Annotated in this window: 19 protein-coding genes; 3 read left to right on the top strand and 16 right to left on the bottom strand. The window is 40.1% G+C overall.

Features of this window, described 5'->3' with window-relative positions:
• Position 1 precedes the first annotated feature (1 nt).
• From ABFU83_RS08775 to tpx, 3 genes are read right to left on the bottom strand one after another with little or no spacing between them, the layout of a single operon-like run.
• Positions 2-2518 (bottom strand): DNA translocase FtsK, encoded by a 2517-nt coding sequence (locus tag ABFU83_RS08775; RefSeq protein WP_347070140.1) that lies wholly within the window; start codon positions 2516-2518, stop codon positions 2-4.
• Positions 2519-2564: 46 nt separating this feature from the next.
• Positions 2565-2933 carry a diacylglycerol kinase family protein gene (locus ABFU83_RS08770; RefSeq protein ID WP_300492116.1) on the bottom strand — a complete coding sequence of 123 codons (369 nt, stop codon included), beginning with the start codon at positions 2931-2933 and terminating at the stop codon, positions 2565-2567.
• An 8-nt stretch (positions 2934-2941) separates the two neighbouring features.
• Complete coding sequence (gene tpx, locus ABFU83_RS08765) at positions 2942-3439, bottom strand: thiol peroxidase (RefSeq protein ID WP_347070139.1); 498 nt, start codon at positions 3437-3439, stop codon at positions 2942-2944.
• Positions 3440-3598: 159 nt separating this feature from the next.
• Between tpx and ABFU83_RS08760 the strand changes: the two genes are divergently transcribed.
• Positions 3599-4063, top strand: a complete 465-nt coding sequence (locus ABFU83_RS08760; protein ID WP_347070138.1) for a type II toxin-antitoxin system antitoxin SocA domain-containing protein — start codon at positions 3599-3601, stop codon at positions 4061-4063.
• On the top strand, positions 4056-4457 hold the full coding sequence (locus tag ABFU83_RS08755) for a hypothetical protein (protein WP_347070137.1): 402 nt from the start codon (positions 4056-4058) through the stop codon (positions 4455-4457). Before ABFU83_RS08760 ends, ABFU83_RS08755 begins: the two co-directional genes overlap by 8 nt.
• Positions 4458-4498: 41 nt before the next feature.
• Here the strand turns inward: ABFU83_RS08755 and ABFU83_RS08750 are convergent, their stop codons facing one another.
• The 6 genes from ABFU83_RS08750 to ABFU83_RS08725 form a co-directional block, all read right to left on the bottom strand.
• A complete protein-coding gene (locus ABFU83_RS08750) occupies positions 4499-4957 on the bottom strand; it encodes a GyrI-like domain-containing protein (protein WP_347070136.1) in 459 nt (152 codons plus the stop codon).
• Between the two features lie 62 nt (positions 4958-5019).
• Positions 5020-5646 (bottom strand): hypothetical protein, encoded by a 627-nt coding sequence (locus tag ABFU83_RS08745; protein ID WP_347070135.1) that lies wholly within the window; start codon positions 5644-5646, stop codon positions 5020-5022.
• A 78-nt stretch (positions 5647-5724) separates the two neighbouring features.
• Positions 5725-6594: a cation diffusion facilitator family transporter gene (locus tag ABFU83_RS08740; RefSeq protein WP_347070134.1), complete on the bottom strand. Its 870-nt coding sequence runs from the start codon at positions 6592-6594 to the stop codon at positions 5725-5727.
• A gap of 78 nt (positions 6595-6672) precedes the next feature.
• Positions 6673-9183, bottom strand: coding sequence for a cation-translocating P-type ATPase (locus ABFU83_RS08735; protein WP_347070133.1), 2511 nt, complete (start codon positions 9181-9183; stop codon positions 6673-6675).
• A gap of 19 nt (positions 9184-9202) precedes the next feature.
• Positions 9203-10012 (bottom strand): alpha/beta hydrolase, encoded by an 810-nt coding sequence (locus tag ABFU83_RS08730; protein WP_347070132.1) that lies wholly within the window; start codon positions 10010-10012, stop codon positions 9203-9205.
• Positions 10013-10096: 84 nt separating this feature from the next.
• Positions 10097-10591, bottom strand: a complete 495-nt coding sequence (locus tag ABFU83_RS08725) for a DUF2867 domain-containing protein (RefSeq protein ID WP_347070131.1) — start codon at positions 10589-10591, stop codon at positions 10097-10099.
• 79 nt (positions 10592-10670) lie between these two features.
• Between ABFU83_RS08725 and ABFU83_RS08720 the strand changes: the two genes are divergently transcribed.
• The gene (locus tag ABFU83_RS08720; protein ID WP_347070130.1) at positions 10671-11297 is read left to right on the top strand and encodes a TetR/AcrR family transcriptional regulator; all 627 of its coding nucleotides are present in this window, start codon (positions 10671-10673) and stop codon (positions 11295-11297) included.
• A 24-nt stretch (positions 11298-11321) separates the two neighbouring features.
• On the opposite strand, the gene ABFU83_RS08715 is transcribed toward ABFU83_RS08720, so the two are convergent.
• The 7 genes from ABFU83_RS08715 to ABFU83_RS08685 all read right to left on the bottom strand — a co-directional run bounded on the left by ABFU83_RS08715 (position 11322) and on the right by ABFU83_RS08685 (position 17767).
• On the bottom strand, positions 11322-11768 hold the full coding sequence (locus ABFU83_RS08715) for an SRPBCC domain-containing protein (protein WP_347070129.1): 447 nt from the start codon (positions 11766-11768) through the stop codon (positions 11322-11324).
• 58 nt (positions 11769-11826) lie between these two features.
• Positions 11827-12273 carry an SRPBCC family protein gene (locus tag ABFU83_RS08710; protein ID WP_347070128.1) on the bottom strand — a complete coding sequence of 149 codons (447 nt, stop codon included), beginning with the start codon at positions 12271-12273 and terminating at the stop codon, positions 11827-11829.
• Positions 12274-12284: 11 nt separating this feature from the next.
• Positions 12285-12770 carry a VOC family protein gene (locus tag ABFU83_RS08705; RefSeq protein WP_347070127.1) on the bottom strand — a complete coding sequence of 162 codons (486 nt, stop codon included), beginning with the start codon at positions 12768-12770 and terminating at the stop codon, positions 12285-12287.
• Positions 12771-12961: 191 nt separating this feature from the next.
• A complete protein-coding gene (locus ABFU83_RS08700; protein WP_347070126.1) occupies positions 12962-13459 on the bottom strand; it encodes a VOC family protein in 498 nt (165 codons plus the stop codon).
• Positions 13460-13532: 73 nt separating this feature from the next.
• On the bottom strand, positions 13533-14465 hold the full coding sequence (locus tag ABFU83_RS08695) for an AraC family transcriptional regulator (RefSeq protein WP_347070125.1): 933 nt from the start codon (positions 14463-14465) through the stop codon (positions 13533-13535).
• A gap of 196 nt (positions 14466-14661) precedes the next feature.
• Complete coding sequence (locus ABFU83_RS08690) at positions 14662-15225, bottom strand: AAA family ATPase (protein ID WP_347070124.1); 564 nt, start codon at positions 15223-15225, stop codon at positions 14662-14664.
• A gap of 136 nt (positions 15226-15361) precedes the next feature.
• Complete coding sequence (locus tag ABFU83_RS08685; RefSeq protein WP_347070123.1) at positions 15362-17767, bottom strand: thiamine pyrophosphate-dependent enzyme; 2406 nt, start codon at positions 17765-17767, stop codon at positions 15362-15364.
• Between the last annotated feature and the right edge of the window lie 44 nt (positions 17768-17811).

The following is a 17811-nucleotide window of genomic DNA, read 5'->3' as shown; positions in this document are numbered from 1 at the left end:
TTTACAAATCATTTAGTTCATTAGCAAAGAATTGATCAAGAGATACAAGATCAGGAATCAATACGCTACGGGCTTTGCTGCCTTCGAACGGACCAACGATTCCGGCTGCTTCCAGCTGGTCGATTAGTCGTCCGGCGCGATTGTATCCCAATTTCAGTTTTCTTTGTAACAAAGAAGCCGATCCCTGTTGTGCGGTTACAATAATTTCGGCGGCATCTCTGAATAAAGAATCTCTATCGGAAATATCAATATCAAGACTTATGCCATTTTCTTCACCAACGTATTCCGGAAGCAAATAAGCATTCGGATAAGCTTTTTGAGAACCAATAAATTCGGTTATTTTTTCCACTTCGGGCGTATCCACAAAAGCACACTGTACACGGGTAAGATCGTTACCTTGTGTATACAGCAAATCCCCGCGTCCAATCAACTGATCGGCACCCTGACTGTCCAGAATCGTTCTGGAGTCAATTTTGGATGTAACACGGAAGGCGATCCGGGCCGGGAAATTGGCTTTGATGATACCGGTAATAACATTTACCGATGGACGTTGTGTTGCAATGATCAAATGAATTCCGATAGCACGTGCCAACTGCGCCAATCGGGCGATAGGGGTTTCCACTTCTTTACCAGCGGTCATGATCAGGTCGGCAAACTCATCGACAACCAAAACGATATAGGGTAGGAACCGGTGTCCGTTTTCGGGATTTAGTTTGCGAAGTTTGAATTTTTCGTTGTACTCCTTAATGTTCCGAACCATCGCATCTTTTAGCAGGCTGTAACGGTTGTCCATTTCGATACAAAGGGAATTCAGCGTATGGATCACTTTTGTGTTATCGGTAATAATGGCATCCTCGGTATCCGGAAGTTTGGCCAGATAATGGCGCTCGATTTTATTAAAAAGCGTAAGCTCCACTTTTTTAGGATCCACCAGTACAAATTTTACTTCTGCCGGGTGTTTTTTATACAGTAATGATGTTAAAACAGCATTTAGTCCAACGGATTTACCTTGTCCGGTGGCTCCAGCCATTAAAAGGTGTGGCATTTTTGCCAGATCGACAACAAAGGTTTCGTTAGAAATTGTTTTACCTAAGGCAATAGGTAACTCCATTTCGGCCGTCTGAAATTTCGGTGAGCCGATAACGCTCTTCATGGAAACCATAGTCGGTGAATTGTTTGGAACTTCAATACCAATGGTTCCTTTGCCCGGTATCGGAGCGATAATACGGATTCCCAAAGCAGCTAATGATAAAGCGATATCATCTTCAAGGCTTTTGATTTTGGAAATACGAATACCAGCTTCCGGCACGATTTCGTATAACGTCACCGTTGGTCCTACGGTTGCTTTAATCTGCGCAATGTCGATTTTGTAATTGCGAAGCGTTTCGACAATACGGTTTTTATTTTCTTCGAGTTCCGCCTGGTTGATTGTGATGCCGCCGGAATTATACTCTTTTAGAAGATCGATCGATGGAAACTGGTAGTGCGACAAATCGAGTGTCGGGTCGAATTCTCCGAAGTCTTTAACCAGCTTAGCGGCCAGATTTTCTTCAACAAAGGTTTCTTCTTCTATTTTTTCGATGACAAAATGCTCATCATCTGTTTTGATAATTTCGGATGTTGGTACAACAGGAGGGGTTACTACCGGAACAACCGGTTCTGCCGGTTTGGTTTTTAACGTGATCTCCGAGGCATGCGCAATAGTTGGTTTTAGCGATTCCTGATCGATCTCAAAAGCAGAAGATTTGGTTTTTAATTCGATATTGGACAAAATTTCATCGTCTTCTTCGCTATTAAAATCCAGACTTGGGTTGGATGTTTCGATCGATTCGTCGATGATTTCATCCGGAAGCGGAACGGGTGTAATAACAGTGTTTTGTGCTATTGGAGCATCCTGATTTAATTCGTCGCTAAAAGACTGATTGGTTTTTTCAAAGAAATTTTTGATGCCTTCGGTCGAAATTTTTATTTTCAGAATCAGGTAGACAATAATGCCAAAAAGGAGTACCAGGAAAGTACCTGTTTTTCCGAGATAATCCTGAACAAAAAGGTTCATTTCATAACCGATGATTCCACCTAACTGCGGAACATAATTCCAGAAAAAACCGAACAGTATGGACAAAATTACCATGGCAAATAAGTCCCAGAAGATACTCTTTTTGAGTTTTCCGAGTGACAAGTCAACTAATAAATAAGCACCGGCTAAAAAGAATAGCCTGACAAATAAAAAAGAAGCCACACCAAATCCTTTGTATAAAAAGAAATCGGATAGGAAAGCTCCAAATTTTCCTAACCAGTTATAGGTTTTTTCACTGCGATTCCCAAAGTTGGTTAAGGCACTCTGATCGTAATCCCCGTAGATATAGTAGGAAATAAAAGAGAGTAACAAGGCTACCGAAAATAAAACGAGCAAAGCCCCGAGCAGGACTTTGTACTGGCGTGATAACTGCCATGTAAACTTCGGTTTTACTGTTTTTTCTCCTTTATCGGGAGTATCTTTTTTTGTTGTTTTTGCCATTTAAAAATTCGAAATTATGTTGCCCAAAAATGCAGTAAACCTTGCATTAGGTTAGCCGTGGCAAATATATGATTAATCCCACAGCAATAGCGGCCATTGCAGCAAAAAATACGGCTCCGGCGGCGATGTCTTTAATAAAACCGATTTTCTGGTGGTAGTCCGGATGAATAAAATCGGCTATCTTTTCGACAGCCGTATTCAATCCTTCAATACTGAGCACCAATCCGATTGCAAGGGTCTGGATAAGCCATTCCTCTTTTGAAATATGAAAATAAAATCCGGCCAGAGTTACCACTATTGCCAGGCTAAATTGAACCATGACACTATGTTCGGTCGTGATCAGTTTATAAGCGCCTTTAAAGGCAAAGACAAGGCTTTTCAGCCGACCGGTAAAAAAGGAATTATCTTTTTTCATTCCGCTCTTTAAAGTGCTGCCAAAGCATTATCGTAATTTGGCTCGTCAACGATTTCCGGAACCTGTTCGCTATATTGAACCACTCCGTTTTCGTCAATTACAATAACTACGCGTGAGTGTAAACCGGCCAAAGGACCGTCAGTGATGGTCAAACCATACTCTTTACCAAAATTGCCATCTCTGAAATCAGATAAGTTGATCACATTTGATAAACCTTCTGCGCCACAAAAACGAGCCTGAGCAAATGGTAAGTCACGTGAAATACACAATACTTTTGTATTCTCCAGATTACTGGCTTTTTCGTTAAATTTACGTACCGATGCTGCGCAAGTACCGGTATCAACGCTAGGGAAGATGTTTAATACAACCTTACTTCCTTTAAAATCCGATAATGAAGCCGTGGAAAGGTCGTTTTTGACCAGTTGAAAATCTTTTGCGTGTGTACCTACCTGAGGTAATTCTCCATAGGTATGGATCGTATTTCCCTGTAAAGTGATTTGTGCCATTGTTTAATTTTTTTAGTATTCAAAAGTATAAAATTATATCGGAAATATAAAAGCCGGTTTTGAAGAGATACATTAAGAGTCAAATTGGGACTATCAAGGATGAAAACTTTTTTTATCAGTGAAGAAGAAGTAAATTAGGGAAACATAAAAATCAAGTTTATGCCATACAACCCAACAACAATCGCCAACTATTTTATCGAAAGATATGGAAAAGCCGGAGAACTAACCCCAATGAAACTCCTCAAATTAACTTATATCGCCTACGGATGGTATCTGGCCATCACCGATGGGAAAAAACGATTAACCAACGAACATCCTATTGCCTGGGATATGGGACCCGTTTTTCCAACCCTATACAGTAATATCAAGAAAAACTATAAAAAGTGGAACATAACTACTACAATTTTAACTGCTCTTACCGAAACCATAACCGAACAGGATAAGACTTTTTTGGATAAAATATGGTCCATTTATGGCAAATTTGATGGCATTTACTTAAGTGCTTTGACCCATCAGGATGGCACTCCGTGGCGAAGTGTTTATTCTAAAGGATGTAACATTCCATTAAAAGATGAAGACATCTATCGACATTATAAAGGAAAAATGGCCACTATCGATGGATAATTTTGACGAAAATGTAGGACGGATATTGCTAAATGAGACATCGGTCAACCCTGTAGATTTCGTTATTGGTGAAATACAGGAACAATGTCTGTCGCTGAATTTAGAGAAAGAAAAAATAAGAAAATACAAATCCAGAACCGAACGATACCGGATCAATACTATTCTGAGAGTTGTGTTTTCGGCGATTTATACCGGAATTTTAGTCTTTTGGTTGTATCGGGTTCTGCATATTGTGCAATACAATAACTTATACCATTATGAACTCTCGGATCATGTACTTCTTGGTTTGCTCGCCACGACTACTGCGAATGTGATCGGTATGGTTGTTATCGTGCTGAAAAATTTGTTTCCGATGCAAAGCGGAAATACCAATGCTTTGTGCTCAAAAATATAAGACCGATAGTAGGTACCGGTCATATATTTTTTTGAGTGCTGTTAAGCTATAGCAATAAAAATATCCACTTCGGCATTTTCCGGATTGCTTGCTTTTTCGGAATACACTTCGAAATCGGCAGTATAGGCTCTGTTTCTGTCGGAATTCCAGATATCAAACCAGGCTTCGGCAAGTGCGCCTTGAAAAATATTACCTTTAGCGACTATTTTTTCATAGGTGCCGGACATAAATGTTTTTGTGACCATTCCATTCGGAACAAGGCTTGTATCGGATACGCGGCAACCCAAAATGGTGGTATACGGTTGCGTATGGTCTTTTTCGTAATCGGTATAAATGCAATAAATGGTAGTGTCGATTTTGTTCGGAATTTTTTCCAGAAGATTTTCGGATATAAATTGTTGCCATAACGCTCCGATATCCGTCATTGCCTGTTGGTTTTCATTAGTAGTGCGTACAGAAATTCCGATCACGCTAAAAGATTCTATTTTTTCGGTATTCATATTTTTGTTTTAAAGATCAAGGGGAAATAGATTGTTCAAAAGTATTCATTTTATAACTGATTTTAAGATACAACCGACCAAAAATCAAGTGTCATACGGGTTTCATCGATCAGTTCCATTAAAGGCATGCAATTTGAATCGGAAAGATAACCGGAGCAGATTTGCTGTGTGGCTTCCAATGTGGTACCAAACGTCACTTCGGCATACAGATCTTCCGAAAGCGATCCGATAAAATGCAATTGGGTGTTTGGAAAGCGCGACAGGTAATTTCTTTCAATAGTATCGGAAACCATTAGCAATTCCTGAAGATTTCCTTTTTTTAAGGCAAATGTTCCGAATTCAATACAGGAAAAATGTTCCGGCATAAAGAAGGCCTCTTTTTCGATGTCCAGATAATGGATGTCGACCGTTGTTTTATCGATCAGCTTTAAAAAAGAAAGCGCACCGGGATTCGAAACGATATCTTTTTCAATGGCCGTAAGTACGGCAGTGTATTCGGCGAGAAGAATATTCGCATATTCTCCTTTATCGTTTTTAGCCAGACAATGAAAAACAATGCCTTTCTGATGTGCCAGAAAATCATTTTCGAAATCGGAAATGGTTTTTAGGAGTGCTTCTTCTGTGGTGTTTTCGGTTATTCGGAAACGGGTAAATTCCATTACGGAAGCCTTCAGGGGTACTTTTATCATGGTGTTATGTGATTAAATTACTAACAGCACGAAAGTAGTAGTGGCGAGTGACAACAGTATGTCAGTTGCCGTAAAAAATTATTCGTTGGGTTCGATATGGATCAGAATATGGCCCAGTTCCGGAATTTGTTTTTTCAGCGTATCTTTAAGTCGGTGTGCGATTTCATGACCTTCTTTAACGGTAAGCTGCGCGTTGACAATAGCGTGCAAATCCACATGGTATTTCATACCGGATTTCCGGATAAAGCATTTTTCGGTATCGATAACACCATCCACCTGAACTGAAATGGTGCGTATTTCTTCGATCAGATCGTCGTAAAAATGTTCGTCCATGATTTCACCCAAAGCGGGACGGAAAATCAGATAGCTGTTATAAAGGATAAAAAAAGACGCAAATAAAGCCGCCCAATCGTCGGCCGATTCGTATCCTTTTCCAAAAAACAAGGCTATGGAAATTCCTATAAAAGCTGCAAGTGAGGTAATTGCATCGCTTCGGTGGTGCCAGGCATCGGCTTTTAATGACGAACTGTTGGTTTCGATACCTTTTTTATAAACCATCCGAAATGAAATCTCTTTCCAGATAATGATGGCACCCAAAACAATCAGTGTATACGGTTTTGGCAGGTCGTGTGGTGTACTGATATTGATAATGCTTTCGTAGGCAATAATCGTAGCCGAAGTGATCAGAAAGCCTACAACAAGGAAGGTGATCAATGGTTCGGCGCGTCCGTGTCCGTAAGGATGATTTTTGTCGGCTGGTCTATTGGAATATTTAATCCCGAACAACACCAGAAACGAAGCAAAAATATCGGTAGTCGATTCGATTGCATCGGCAATTAGGGCGTAGGAGTTCCCAAAATAACCGGTTAATCCTTTAATCAGCGCCAGAGCGGTATTCCCGATAATACTGAAATAAGTTGTTTTAATTGCGGTTTGTTCGTTCGTCATAGTAAGCTTCCAAATAGAGGTCGAAATTACATAAAATATAAACGTCACTGGATTAAAAAAACGTTTTTTACAATAGAACTATTTTTTAGGTTCGTTATGATTGTAATCGTTGCTACGTTTCCATCCTTTAACCAGTTCAAACCAAATAACCGATAGAAAACCAATGGCACTGCCAAGCATTAATGATGGTAATGACAACTGTTCGAACTCAAAAAAGGAAGTCAATGGCGGAACAAACAACATCAGAGCGAGCATCAATAGTGTCAATAAAATGATCCATGTGATCATGTTGTTTTTATAACGCAATGTTCGTATCACGGAATAGTAAAACGAACGATTCACCAACGTTAGAAAGATATTTGCAATGATCAATGTCGTAAAAACCAGGGTTCGCGTAGCGTTTTCGCTATAATCGTTTTGAACTGCAAATTGATATACACCGATAATTCCGGCGGTGATCCCCAATCCTTGGACAATGCTGGTAAAAAGTTCTTTCCAGTTAAAAAAGGTAGCCGAAAATGGTCGTGGTTTTTCGTTCATACTGTTGGCTTCCATTGGTTCGTTTTCATAAATGATAGAACAGGTAGGTCCCATGATCAATTCGAGAAAAATCACGTGAACCGGCGAAAAGATGTTTGGATATATCCAACCCAGAGCAAGCGGTAAAAATACCGTTAGAATAATCGGGATATGAATTGAAATGATATACTGGATTGCTTTTTTCAGATTGGTATAGATTCGCCTTCCCATCGCAATTGCCGTGACCATTTTTGATAAATCGTCTTCGAGTAAAATCAATGAAGCCGCCTGTTTGGCAATTTCGGTTCCTTTTTTTCCCATGGCAATACCGATATGTGCAGCTTTTAGCGCCGGTCCGTCGTTCACACCGTCGCCGGTCATGGCTACGATTTCTCCCTGAGCTTTTAAAGCGTTGATGATTTTGAGTTTGGCTTCGGGATACATACGGGTAAACACCTGAGTGTTTTGGACTCTTTGTTGTAATTCCTGTTCGTCCATCCGTACCAATTCGTCTCCGTTTAAACTGTTTTCGCTACCCGAAAATTGAATTTGTCGGGCTATGGCTGTCGTAGTTTCGGCATTGTCGCCTGTTACAATTTTTACCATAATACCGGCTTTATAAAATTGTTGTAATACTTCGCCGATATTTTTTTTCGGAGGATCGTAAAACGCAACAATACCTTTGAATACAAAAGGGAAATCCTGTTGTTGTTTGGGGTATTGATTTCCGTCAAAAGTGGCCTCGGCTACGCCTAGAATACGGTAACCGTTGGAAGCGAGTTGTTGCATCGCATTGGTGATTTTCTTTTTTTGCGTTTCGTCAAAAGGGATACAGTCTAAAAAAGCTTCGGGCGCACCTTTGGCAGCAATAATACGGTTTTTGGTGGTATTTTCGAAAATATGTGTCATCATGGGTGGCTTACCGCCTAAAGGGTATTCGTGAGCCATTGTATAGTCTGGCCGTTCGTCATGACTATGGGTTTCGCGATAGGCGTTATGAAGCGCGATTTCCATCGGATCAAAAGGAATTGGCTCACTGGACCACATTGCCATGCGGATAATTTCACTTACGTCTTTATTGGGATTACCGGAATAATCCGAAATCGTATCGGTTTCAAACGAATAGATTTTAGCCAGGCTCATTTTGTTTTCGGTAAGCGTTCCGGTTTTATCGGTACAGATCACGGTAGCACTGCCAAGGGTTTCCACCGTTTTCATTTGTTTGACCAATATTCCCAACCGCATTAAACGCCAGGCGCCGAGAGCCATAAATGTGGTAAAAGCTACCGGAATTTCTTCCGGGAGTATACTCATGGCGAGTGTTAGCGCTTTGAGTAAACTGTCGAGTAGGTTTCCGGAATGATAGTAATTAAGACTCCATACGATCAGGAAGATAACAGCGCCCAAAAGCACCATTTTTTTGACAAAATTCCCGATTTGTTGTTCGAGCGGTGTTTTTTCCTCTTTGATGTTTTCGAGACTTTTCCCGATTTGCCCCAACCGGGTTTGATTGCCAATAGCCGTAACAATTGCAATCGCAAGTCCGCTTACAACGGTGGTTCCCTGATAAAGGTAGGGTTCCGGATTTGCCGGATCTTTGGTCACGGAAAGGGATTCGCCGGTGAGAATCGATTCGTTAACCGAAAAGTCGTTAGCCTGTATAATCCGGGCATCGGCAGCAATAGAAGTTCCTTCTTCCACAACGAGATGATCGCCTACAACGAGTTCAGTACTTTTTATTTTTTCGGTAATGCCGTTGCGAATCACGGTACATTCCGGTTCGGTATAGGCTTTTAATTTTTCAAGGGCATTCCGGCTTCGGGAATCCTGATATAAAGAGATTGCCGCTACCAGAACAATGGCAGAGGCAAGGAAAATCGCATCGTCGGTATTACCACTGATAAAATACAATAGTGCAGCAATCAGAAGGAGTACGACCATCGGTTCTTTCAATAACTCTTTTACAGCTTTTCGGAATCCGTTTTCTTTTTTGTAGTCGACTTCGTTTTTACCGTATTTTTTTCGGGATTCGAGTACTTCCCGAGTGGTAAGGCCTTTACTATTCTGCATGGTTTGTAAGATTGTGGAGTTAACGTTGTATAAAACTGTTTATTTTTTGCATATAGGTAGTACCAAAATCCCCCTGCGATAATTTGGTAAAACCTTCCAGATGATTCCCGTCAAATACGATTAATTCTCTGTTTGCAGCCATTTCCGAAAACAACTTACTGTCTGCCACTGTAGTCATTTTGTCTTGTTCTCCGGCAAAAAGCAAATAAGGGCAGCGGATCGTAGACGATAATTTTTGAATGTTGAAATTTGTATCCGGCAGGAGTATCGTTTTGTCTTTAGCCTGTTTGATTTTGGCGGCAATGGCAGATGGATCGAAAACCAAACCTTCGGCAATTACAAAATCGACCGACTGTTTTTGTAGGGCCATGTTGGTCATAATGGTTCCCATTGAAAATGCCCAGATACCGGTTTTGTTATTTTTATTTTTGGTTTTAGTCCATTGGATTACAGCTTCCAGATCGGTTACAAATTCATTATAATACAGGTAATCATTATTGATCGTAAAATCCTGACTTTGCCCGAAACCGCGATAATCAAAAAGTACTACGGTATAACCATTATTCGATGCGACCCACGCCTGATTGAGCCAATAGGACATGTTGCCGGAATCGCCATAAGTCAGAATCAAAGTGGTCCTTTTATCGTTCGCCGGATCGGGTTGAATGGTCCAGGAATGTAACGCATATCCATCGGAAGTGGTAATCGTACTGGTTGTATAGCGTAACGAAAGATCTTCCGGTTTTGCGACATAGTTTTTATCCGGTTTTAAAGCCCAGCTAGTAGAAAATGACAGTAAAATGAGAAAGGAAATAAAATACTTTGCCATGGGGAATGTATTTAGTTTTTTGGATTCCCTTAAAAGTACCGATTATTTAGCCAATTTCAAAGATTTTTTTCTTTTAGGATTCGTTTAAGCATTGGGGTTTTTATAGGCTTGCCGTACCATGTTTTTAACAACCATACGATGAAAGGGTTTTATAAACTGCATATAGATACGTCCCTTACGGTTGTTGTACGATACGAGCGTTGTGACTTTTATATTGTATAAAGGCGTTTGCGAGTTTGTGATCACGGCTCTGAAATTTAGATGTGTATCGTCGGCACCCAGTAGCATTTCATTTTCGGTTATTGAAAAAATCCGGAAAAATCCAATGTAGTGACCTATTTCAAAACCGACTTTATAGTCTGCTGGTTTGTTGTTTTTCAGACCGATAAAGCGCACTATAAAATTCCGGACAGCAAACAAGGCACGGATCCATTTTGGAGAACGGCCAAAAATAAGTTGGGTTATTTCTGTAATTGAATTTATATGATTAGTGGTTGCAAATGTATCGGAAAAATCAATTCGGGTTAGATTACTTAGTACTTTTTCGCCAGGCATATAGGTAACTTCAATTACTTTCATGGGAGTAAATATTTTAGGGCAAATGTACTAAATAAAGTTAAAATTAGTACAGTTGTACTAATTTTTATATTTTTGCACGATGAATAAAACAAAAAAGAAAATATTGGAAGCCGCTTTACAGCTTTTCAATACTTATGGATTGCCGAATGTAAGCCAGCGAAAAATATCGGATCATTTGGGAATAAGTCCTGGAAATCTAACCTATCATTTTAAAAAGAAAGAAAATATAGAGGAGGCCTTATATTTTGATCTGGTTAACTGGATTAGTGAAGAATTTAGACAGATGGGCGAGAAGGAGGTGAGTTTACAGAATCTGATTACTTTTGTGGATAGCTTTTTTGTAACCATTTATGCGTATCGTTTTGTTTATTTGGACATCGTGCACCTGATGCGTAATAACGATGTTATTTCGGCGCATTATAAGCAACTGATCATTTCACGTAAGCTACAGTTTTTGCGAATGATTGAACAATTTATCGATTCCGGTTTGTTTCGCGAGGCAGAATTACCGGACGAATACGAAATGTTGTACAAGCGTATCCAGATCATTTTGGATTTTTATCTTTCGGCCGAAGAAATCACCGAAAATGCAATTGGCTACCGCCCGATGGGAAACCATACGCTTTTATTTATGCATTCCATTTATCCGTATCTGACGTTAAAAGGGAAAAAACAATTCCAGGAAATCCTGCCACTTTATGAATAATGCCATAATTATCAGGATATGAGTTTATAAGTTGTTTTCCGCAATTTTCTTTACAATTTCCAACGCCTGCGGAAATTTTTGATTAAAATAGGCCTCAAAATCTTCGGGAATGTCCATGCTCACTTCCAATTGGGTAACATCTTCCAGAGCGATTAAAATGTAATTTTCGGTGATTCCCGACCATTTTCGGGTTTCGTCGTTTAAGGGTTCCCGCTGACCGTTTTTTAAAATGCCAAGATGCTTAAAAGACATCAATTTGTTCGGTACCAGTTGGTCGATTATACTGTACATTCCATTTTGATGATCATTATCTACAAAAAGTATGGTACTTCCTTCTTTCCAGTCGGAAACAGCAGTGGAACCTTCACTAAAAACATGAACCCACTTTTCGTAATTGCCAATTTCCCATAAAGCATTCCATACAGTCGTAGGAGATGCTTTGATTTCGATTTTAAATTGCAGAATTTTCATAGGGTAGCTTAATTTATTTCGATAAATAGTCTTTTAAGAATATGCACAAAAGGTTTTATTATTCAAAATCAGGAAAACGGTCAGCTACCAATGCTAAGTTGATATGGTGTTCCAAAAGTGCCTTTAAAGAGGCCAAAACGAGTGTAAAACCTTCGGTAGAGTTGCGGACATCGGCAATAATTTCATCTACAGTTCCATCGTAACCGGAATCGGTAATGCTCACAAAAGTAGTATTGTCTTCCCGTGCGGTAAAAGTAAATTCTACCGTAGTAGGCCATTCGATCACGATACGTTTGTTCGGTTCGACGGTTTTTACGGTTATTGTAACAGAATGCTTGTACATTTCCCAATCCCATTGTACGGATTTTCCGGCTTCGAGTGGTCCGCTACTTTTGGTAAACCAGAATTTCGTGGTGATATCCGGATTGATAAAGGCTTCAAATACTTCGGAAACCGGTCTGCGTATTAGCATTGCGGCTTTAGCACTATAGGTTTGTGGATGCATAGGAGATCTTTTTAAGCGCCATTATAGGCTTGTTGTAGCGTATTAATATCAAGCTTGTCCATTTGTAATAAAGCCATCATCACGCGATGGGATTTTTCGGGATCGTTAGAACCCATAAGTTCACCCATATTGGCGGGTACGATTTGCCAGGATACACCGTATCGGTCCTGTAACCAACCGCATTTTTGCTGCTGACCACCTTCGGAAAGTTTATCCCATAAAAGATCAATTTCATCCTGATTGTGACAATTTACGACAAATGAAATGGCTGGTGTAAAGGTAAATTGCGGACCGCCATTTAGTGCAACAAACTCCTGTCCTTCCAATAGAAAGCTGGCTGTCATTAGCGTACCGGCAGGAGCCGGACCACCTTCGCTATAATAGCTGGTTTTGAGTACGCGGGCATTGTTGAAAATGGAAATGTAGAAATTCATGGCTTCTTCCGCCTGATTGTTAAACCAGAGAAAAGGCGTTATTTTTTGAATAGGTTTGTCCATAATCGATTATTTTTGATTGTTATCTCAAATTTAGCAGAATTGTAGGAATAAAAGAAGCGTTTAATTGCTAAAACATATGTAAATTCTTGTAAGTATGTTGAATAAAGATAAAAACGAATGAGGTAAATCAAAATGAGGAATCCTTCCAATACGGGATTTCAGCTCCGGTATTGGAAGGGTACTTTTTTTAATCAGGGTTTATATATTCCGTTAAAAAGAACTACCCGCCATTTATCGGGATCTTCATAGGTTTCACTTTTCCCGTTCCAATAGGGATTTTCCGGTGCTACGGGAGTGAATCCGGAATCGGTCATCCGTTGCACAGCCTGATGGTATTTTTCGGGTGTATCGAAATAAAAAACCAGTATGTTTTCACGGGTTGGTTCCGGTAAAGCAGTCTGACTGTCGTGTTGCGTAAATTCCAGGTGATACTGTTCTCCCGGAAGGCCAAGCATCACTCCGTCGTAACCATCGTGTCCGGAAAAAGAACCCAATTCTTTTAAACCTAAAGCCTCTTTGTAAAAAGTTACAACCGCTTTTAAATTGTTGGTAGGACGTGCGATTCGAAACTGAACGGCACTGAAACCGTTTGTGTTTTCATTCATGGTAACTGTTGTTTTTGTTTGGTTCTGACAGGCGGTTACAACGAATAACCCGGTCAAAATAGCTGTTGCTAAAAAATGTTTCATATAATTTTTTAGGCAAATTTCCGCTAAAACTACAGGGACATCAAGAGCGGTATTGCGGTTATAAGAACCAATTTTACCGAATTTGACGGTATTCGGATGGTGTCTGTTTTTTTTGTGCTTTAAAGAAACGTCCAAAATGTGAAATCGTATCAAAATTCAGAAAAATCGAAATTTCTTTAATGGTCAGTTCGGAATAGCGTAATAAAAATTCCGATTCCAGGAGAATGCGTTGATGAATCAAATCAATGGCAGAATAGCCCAGTTGTTGTTTGGTACATTCGCTTAGGTATTTCGGAGTGATATGCAATAAGTCGGCATATTCTTTTACGGTTTTAAGCGTGGCAAAATGAAGGTCAATCAGTTTTCGGAATTTATGAACAATCTGAAACTGCCGGTTCATATTGGTTGTGGAATTGAGCAGACAGATTTCGCAAACGCGATTGTAATCGAACAGAATCTGAACCAGATATAACCGGATCATATCCAGAAAAAAAGGATTGGTCTTATTTTGTTCTTCCAGTATCTTATCGAACTTATACAGATTGGCCTCAAAATTATCCGTGTCCAGTTCAAAAATGGGCGGATAATCCGGATTGATGTAGAGTAATTCATCCAAAATAGCGGTATTCAGGAATCCTTTTCTTAGAAAATCAGATCGGAATACGATTAATTTGGCTTTAAAATCGGCTGAAAACCCGGATAAAGCATTAATATGTTCGGCCGGAATAATAGCGATATCGTGTGCTTTTATGGTAAATTGATGCTGACCCACAATGCTATCCAGACTGCCGGAAAGGCAAAGTAGTACGCTTGTAAATCCAAAGCGGGCCACGCCAACTGGTTTTACGGAAGGATCAATTTCCAGGACTGCGAAATCATCGTGGAACGGCTTTGAATCTACTTTTTCGGTTAATCCGGAAAAAAGCGAAATAAAAGTCGGAATATCCAAAGGTTTCGGTCGTTGTAAAAAAAGTTCTTTGTTAATGTAGCATTGTTTTTCCAGCATGATAACCAGTTTCGATTATATTTTAGTAACGGTATTCGTATAACTTTTCGTGTTATAAATGTACGATTTTTTATAGTATTCTAAAAAACAACACTTTTTGATTATTATTTGTTTTTTGTTACAATCTGAAAAGAAAAAAATAAAATCTAAAAATAGCTACTGTTTTGATGTGGAAAATACACGGATTTAGGTTTGATCACATATTTTTCGAAGTTGCTTTTGTATGCCGGAGTATAAAAGCCAGTCGGTTTTCGACAGTGTCTTGTGGCACTTCAATAATGGTATAACCGTGTTGACGATAGGTTTGTACCATTTGCTCGTAGGTAGCAACGGCTTCTTCCCAACTTTGCTTGCGTTCGGCATCGGTATGATAAATCGCTTCCCAGGGCGGTAGGATAAAAACGTTACGATTGTAACGATACTCCCGGGCATACGCTGTCATTTTTTCGGTAATCGGTTGCTTTGTTAATTCGGCATAACATAACGTATCGGGAATACCGCGATCAAAGAAAACTGGCTGGTTTGTAATGTGCTTTTTTGCGGTTTCCGTATAACTTAAAACTGAACGCTCGAGCATGATCTCAGTATATAAAACATAATCCTGCCAGGGTAGTGCACTACCATTATCCCGGATTTGTTCGCTGATAATTTCCCGGGCCACTTCGGGGATACACGAATAACTGCTTTGCGCTAGTGCTTCGATTAAGGTGGTTTTTCCGGAACCGGGACCACCGGTTAGGATATAATAGTTATCCGGCATAAGCAAGTTTTAAGTTGGATTATTTAAACGGTGTTTTAAATAAAATCAATATCCGGTACTTCAATAGTAATGTGATTAATGCTAAGTAAGTAGCAAAAAAAACCGGAACGAATTCCGGTTTTTTAAAGGTCTTTTATTAATAAAGACCTGGATATTTTGAAGGATTTACTTCATTCATAATTTCATAAACCTTTTCGAAGATATCTTCTACAGATGGTTTAGAGAAATAATCCCCGTCGGTTCCATAAGCCGGACGATGCGCTTTGGCAGCCAATGTTTGCGGCTGACTGTCTAAGTGCAGGTATCCTTTTTGAGTGTCGATGATCTGTTGTAAGATATAAGCCGAAGCACCACCTGGTACGTCTTCATCGATTACCAGTAAGCGATTGGTTTTGGCAAGGCTTTTCACGATGTCATGATTGATATCGAAAGGCAATAATGATTGCACATCGATGATTTCGGCATCAATACCCACTTCCTGTAATTCTTTAGCCGCCTGTTCTACCAAACGAAGGGTAGAACCATAGGAAACCAAAGTAATATCACTACCTTCTTTTAAGGTTTCCACCACACCGATTGGCGTTTTGAAATCTCCTAAATTGGTTGGCATTTTTTCTTTTAAACGATATCCGTTCAAACACTCGATCACCAAAGCCGGTTCGTCGGTTTCCAATAAGGTATTGTAAAAACCGGCTGCTTTTGTCATACTACGCGGAACCAAAACATGGATACCACGAATGGCGTTCAGGATCATTCCCATTGGCGAACCGGAATGCCAGATTCCTTCCAGACGGTGGCCACGTGTTCTAATGATCAATGGTGCTTTCTGACGACCTGCGGTACGGTATTGTAGCGTAGCCAAATCATCACTCATGATCTGAATCGCATATAATAAATAATCCAGGTATTGGATCTCGGCAATTGGTCGCAGACCACGCATTGCCATTCCAATTCCCTGACCTAAAATGGTCGCTTCACGGATACCGGCATCGGCCACACGGAATTCACCGTATTTTTCCTGCATACCTTCCAATCCCTGATTTACGTCACCGATATTTCCGGAATCTTCTCCGAAAATCAACGCTTCCGGGTATTTGGTAAAAATAGCATCGAAGTTATCACGGATAATCAAACGCGCATCCACATCTTCAGAGGATTCTGTATATACCGGAGCCACTTCGGCTACGTTATAAATGTTTTTATCCGATTGAGAAAACAAATGCGAACTATAACGCGGTTGTACTTTTTCGGTATAATTGGTAATCCAGCTGGCTAATTGTGCTTTTCCGCTTTCATTCACGATAAGACGAATAATTTTACGGGCTGTAACCAGGATATCTTTGCGAATTGGCTCTTTTATAGCGGCCAGATCGTTGCTGTATTTTTCAATAAAAACTTTATTCGGACTGGAAGCGGCAATGGTGTTTAAAAGTGCTACCAATTCCTGTTGTTCTTCTTTGATAGGATTTACGTAGGCACTCCAGGCGGCTTTTTTACCTTCCAAAACCTGTTTTTTAGCCTCGGTATCCATCGCTTCAATTTCTTCGGCTGTAGCGATGTTGTTTTCGATTAACCATTTACGCATTTGCGCCATACAATCGAATTCGGCTTCCCATTCCAAACGCTCTTTACTTTTGTAACGCTCGTGTGATCCGGAAGTAGAGTGACCCTGAGGTTGTGTTAGTTCCTGTACGTGGATGAGTACCGGAATATGTTGTTCCCGTGCGATGGCAGCAGCTTTGGCATAGGTTTCGACTAAAGTCGGATAATCCCATCCTTTAACGGTGATGATTTCATAACCGTTGGTATCCGCTTCACGCTGGAATCCTTTTAATATTTCGGAAATACTTTCTTTAGTTGTCTGGTAACGGGCATGAACCGAAATTCCGTATTCATCGTCCCAGACACTCATTACCATCGGAACCTGTAATACTCCGGCAGCGTTGATGGTTTCGAAAAACAAACCTTCGGAAGTAGAAGCGTTACCAATGGTTCCCCAGGCAACTTCATTTCCGTTTACGGAGAAATTGGTATTGTTTTCCAGTCCGCTAACATTGCGGTATATTTTTGAGGCCTGTGCTAAACCTAAAAGACGTGGCATTTGCCCGGCAGTAGGAGAGATATCGGCACTTGAATTTTTCTGAGCGGTAAGGTTTTTCCAGTTTCCTTTTTCATCCAGACTATGTGTGGCAAAATGTCCTCCCATCTGACGTCCGGCACTCATCGGATCATGAGCCAAATCCGGATGGCCATACAAACCGGCAAAAAACTGTTGGATAGTCATTTCGCCAATTGCCATCATAAAGGTTTGATCACGGTAATATCCCGAACGGAAATCACCATTTTTAAATGCTTTTGCCATGGCAAGTTGCGGCACTTCTTTACCATCTCCAAAAATCCCGAATTTCGCTTTACCGGTTAGTACTTCACGTCTTCCCAACAAGCTGCATTCTCTACTGATAGTTGCAATTTTATAATCGTTAAGCACTTCTGTTTTGAAATCTTCAAAAGAAAGCGCTTCTTTAGCGGCCGTTTGATTCATAGTCAAATAATAAAAAAAATGAGATTGGGACAAATTTAATTATT

The sequence above is a fragment of the Flavobacterium sp. WV_118_3 genome (assembly GCF_039778605.1).
In the GTDB taxonomy this organism is placed as follows: domain Bacteria; phylum Bacteroidota; class Bacteroidia; order Flavobacteriales; family Flavobacteriaceae; genus Flavobacterium.
Note: the sequence above shows the minus strand (reverse complement) of the source record. Positions and strands in the feature narration are given on the sequence as shown.

Coding starts and splice junctions, on each gene's coding strand:
- ABFU83_RS08775 (WP_347070140.1), bottom strand. CDS start 2,518: ATGGCAAAAACAACAAAAAAAGATACTCCCGATAAAGGAGAAAAAACA.
- ABFU83_RS08770 (WP_300492116.1), bottom strand. CDS start 2,933: ATGAAAAAAGATAATTCCTTTTTTACCGGTCGGCTGAAAAGCCTTGTC.
- tpx (WP_347070139.1), bottom strand. CDS start 3,439: ATGGCACAAATCACTTTACAGGGAAATACGATCCATACCTATGGAGAA.
- ABFU83_RS08760 (WP_347070138.1), top strand. CDS start 3,599: ATGCCATACAACCCAACAACAATCGCCAACTATTTTATCGAAAGATAT.
- ABFU83_RS08755 (WP_347070137.1), top strand. CDS start 4,056: ATGGATAATTTTGACGAAAATGTAGGACGGATATTGCTAAATGAGACA.
- ABFU83_RS08750 (WP_347070136.1), bottom strand. CDS start 4,957: ATGAATACCGAAAAAATAGAATCTTTTAGCGTGATCGGAATTTCTGTA.
- ABFU83_RS08745 (WP_347070135.1), bottom strand. CDS start 5,646: ATGATAAAAGTACCCCTGAAGGCTTCCGTAATGGAATTTACCCGTTTC.
- ABFU83_RS08740 (WP_347070134.1), bottom strand. CDS start 6,594: ATGACGAACGAACAAACCGCAATTAAAACAACTTATTTCAGTATTATC.
- ABFU83_RS08735 (WP_347070133.1), bottom strand. CDS start 9,183: ATGCAGAATAGTAAAGGCCTTACCACTCGGGAAGTACTCGAATCCCGA.
- ABFU83_RS08730 (WP_347070132.1), bottom strand. CDS start 10,012: ATGGCAAAGTATTTTATTTCCTTTCTCATTTTACTGTCATTTTCTACT.
- ABFU83_RS08725 (WP_347070131.1), bottom strand. CDS start 10,591: ATGAAAGTAATTGAAGTTACCTATATGCCTGGCGAAAAAGTACTAAGT.
- ABFU83_RS08720 (WP_347070130.1), top strand. CDS start 10,671: ATGAATAAAACAAAAAAGAAAATATTGGAAGCCGCTTTACAGCTTTTC.
- ABFU83_RS08715 (WP_347070129.1), bottom strand. CDS start 11,768: ATGAAAATTCTGCAATTTAAAATCGAAATCAAAGCATCTCCTACGACT.
- ABFU83_RS08710 (WP_347070128.1), bottom strand. CDS start 12,273: ATGCATCCACAAACCTATAGTGCTAAAGCCGCAATGCTAATACGCAGA.
- ABFU83_RS08705 (WP_347070127.1), bottom strand. CDS start 12,770: ATGGACAAACCTATTCAAAAAATAACGCCTTTTCTCTGGTTTAACAAT.
- ABFU83_RS08700 (WP_347070126.1), bottom strand. CDS start 13,459: ATGAAACATTTTTTAGCAACAGCTATTTTGACCGGGTTATTCGTTGTA.
- ABFU83_RS08695 (WP_347070125.1), bottom strand. CDS start 14,465: ATGCTGGAAAAACAATGCTACATTAACAAAGAACTTTTTTTACAACGA.
- ABFU83_RS08690 (WP_347070124.1), bottom strand. CDS start 15,225: ATGCCGGATAACTATTATATCCTAACCGGTGGTCCCGGTTCCGGAAAA.
- ABFU83_RS08685 (WP_347070123.1), bottom strand. CDS start 17,767: ATGAATCAAACGGCCGCTAAAGAAGCGCTTTCTTTTGAAGATTTCAAA.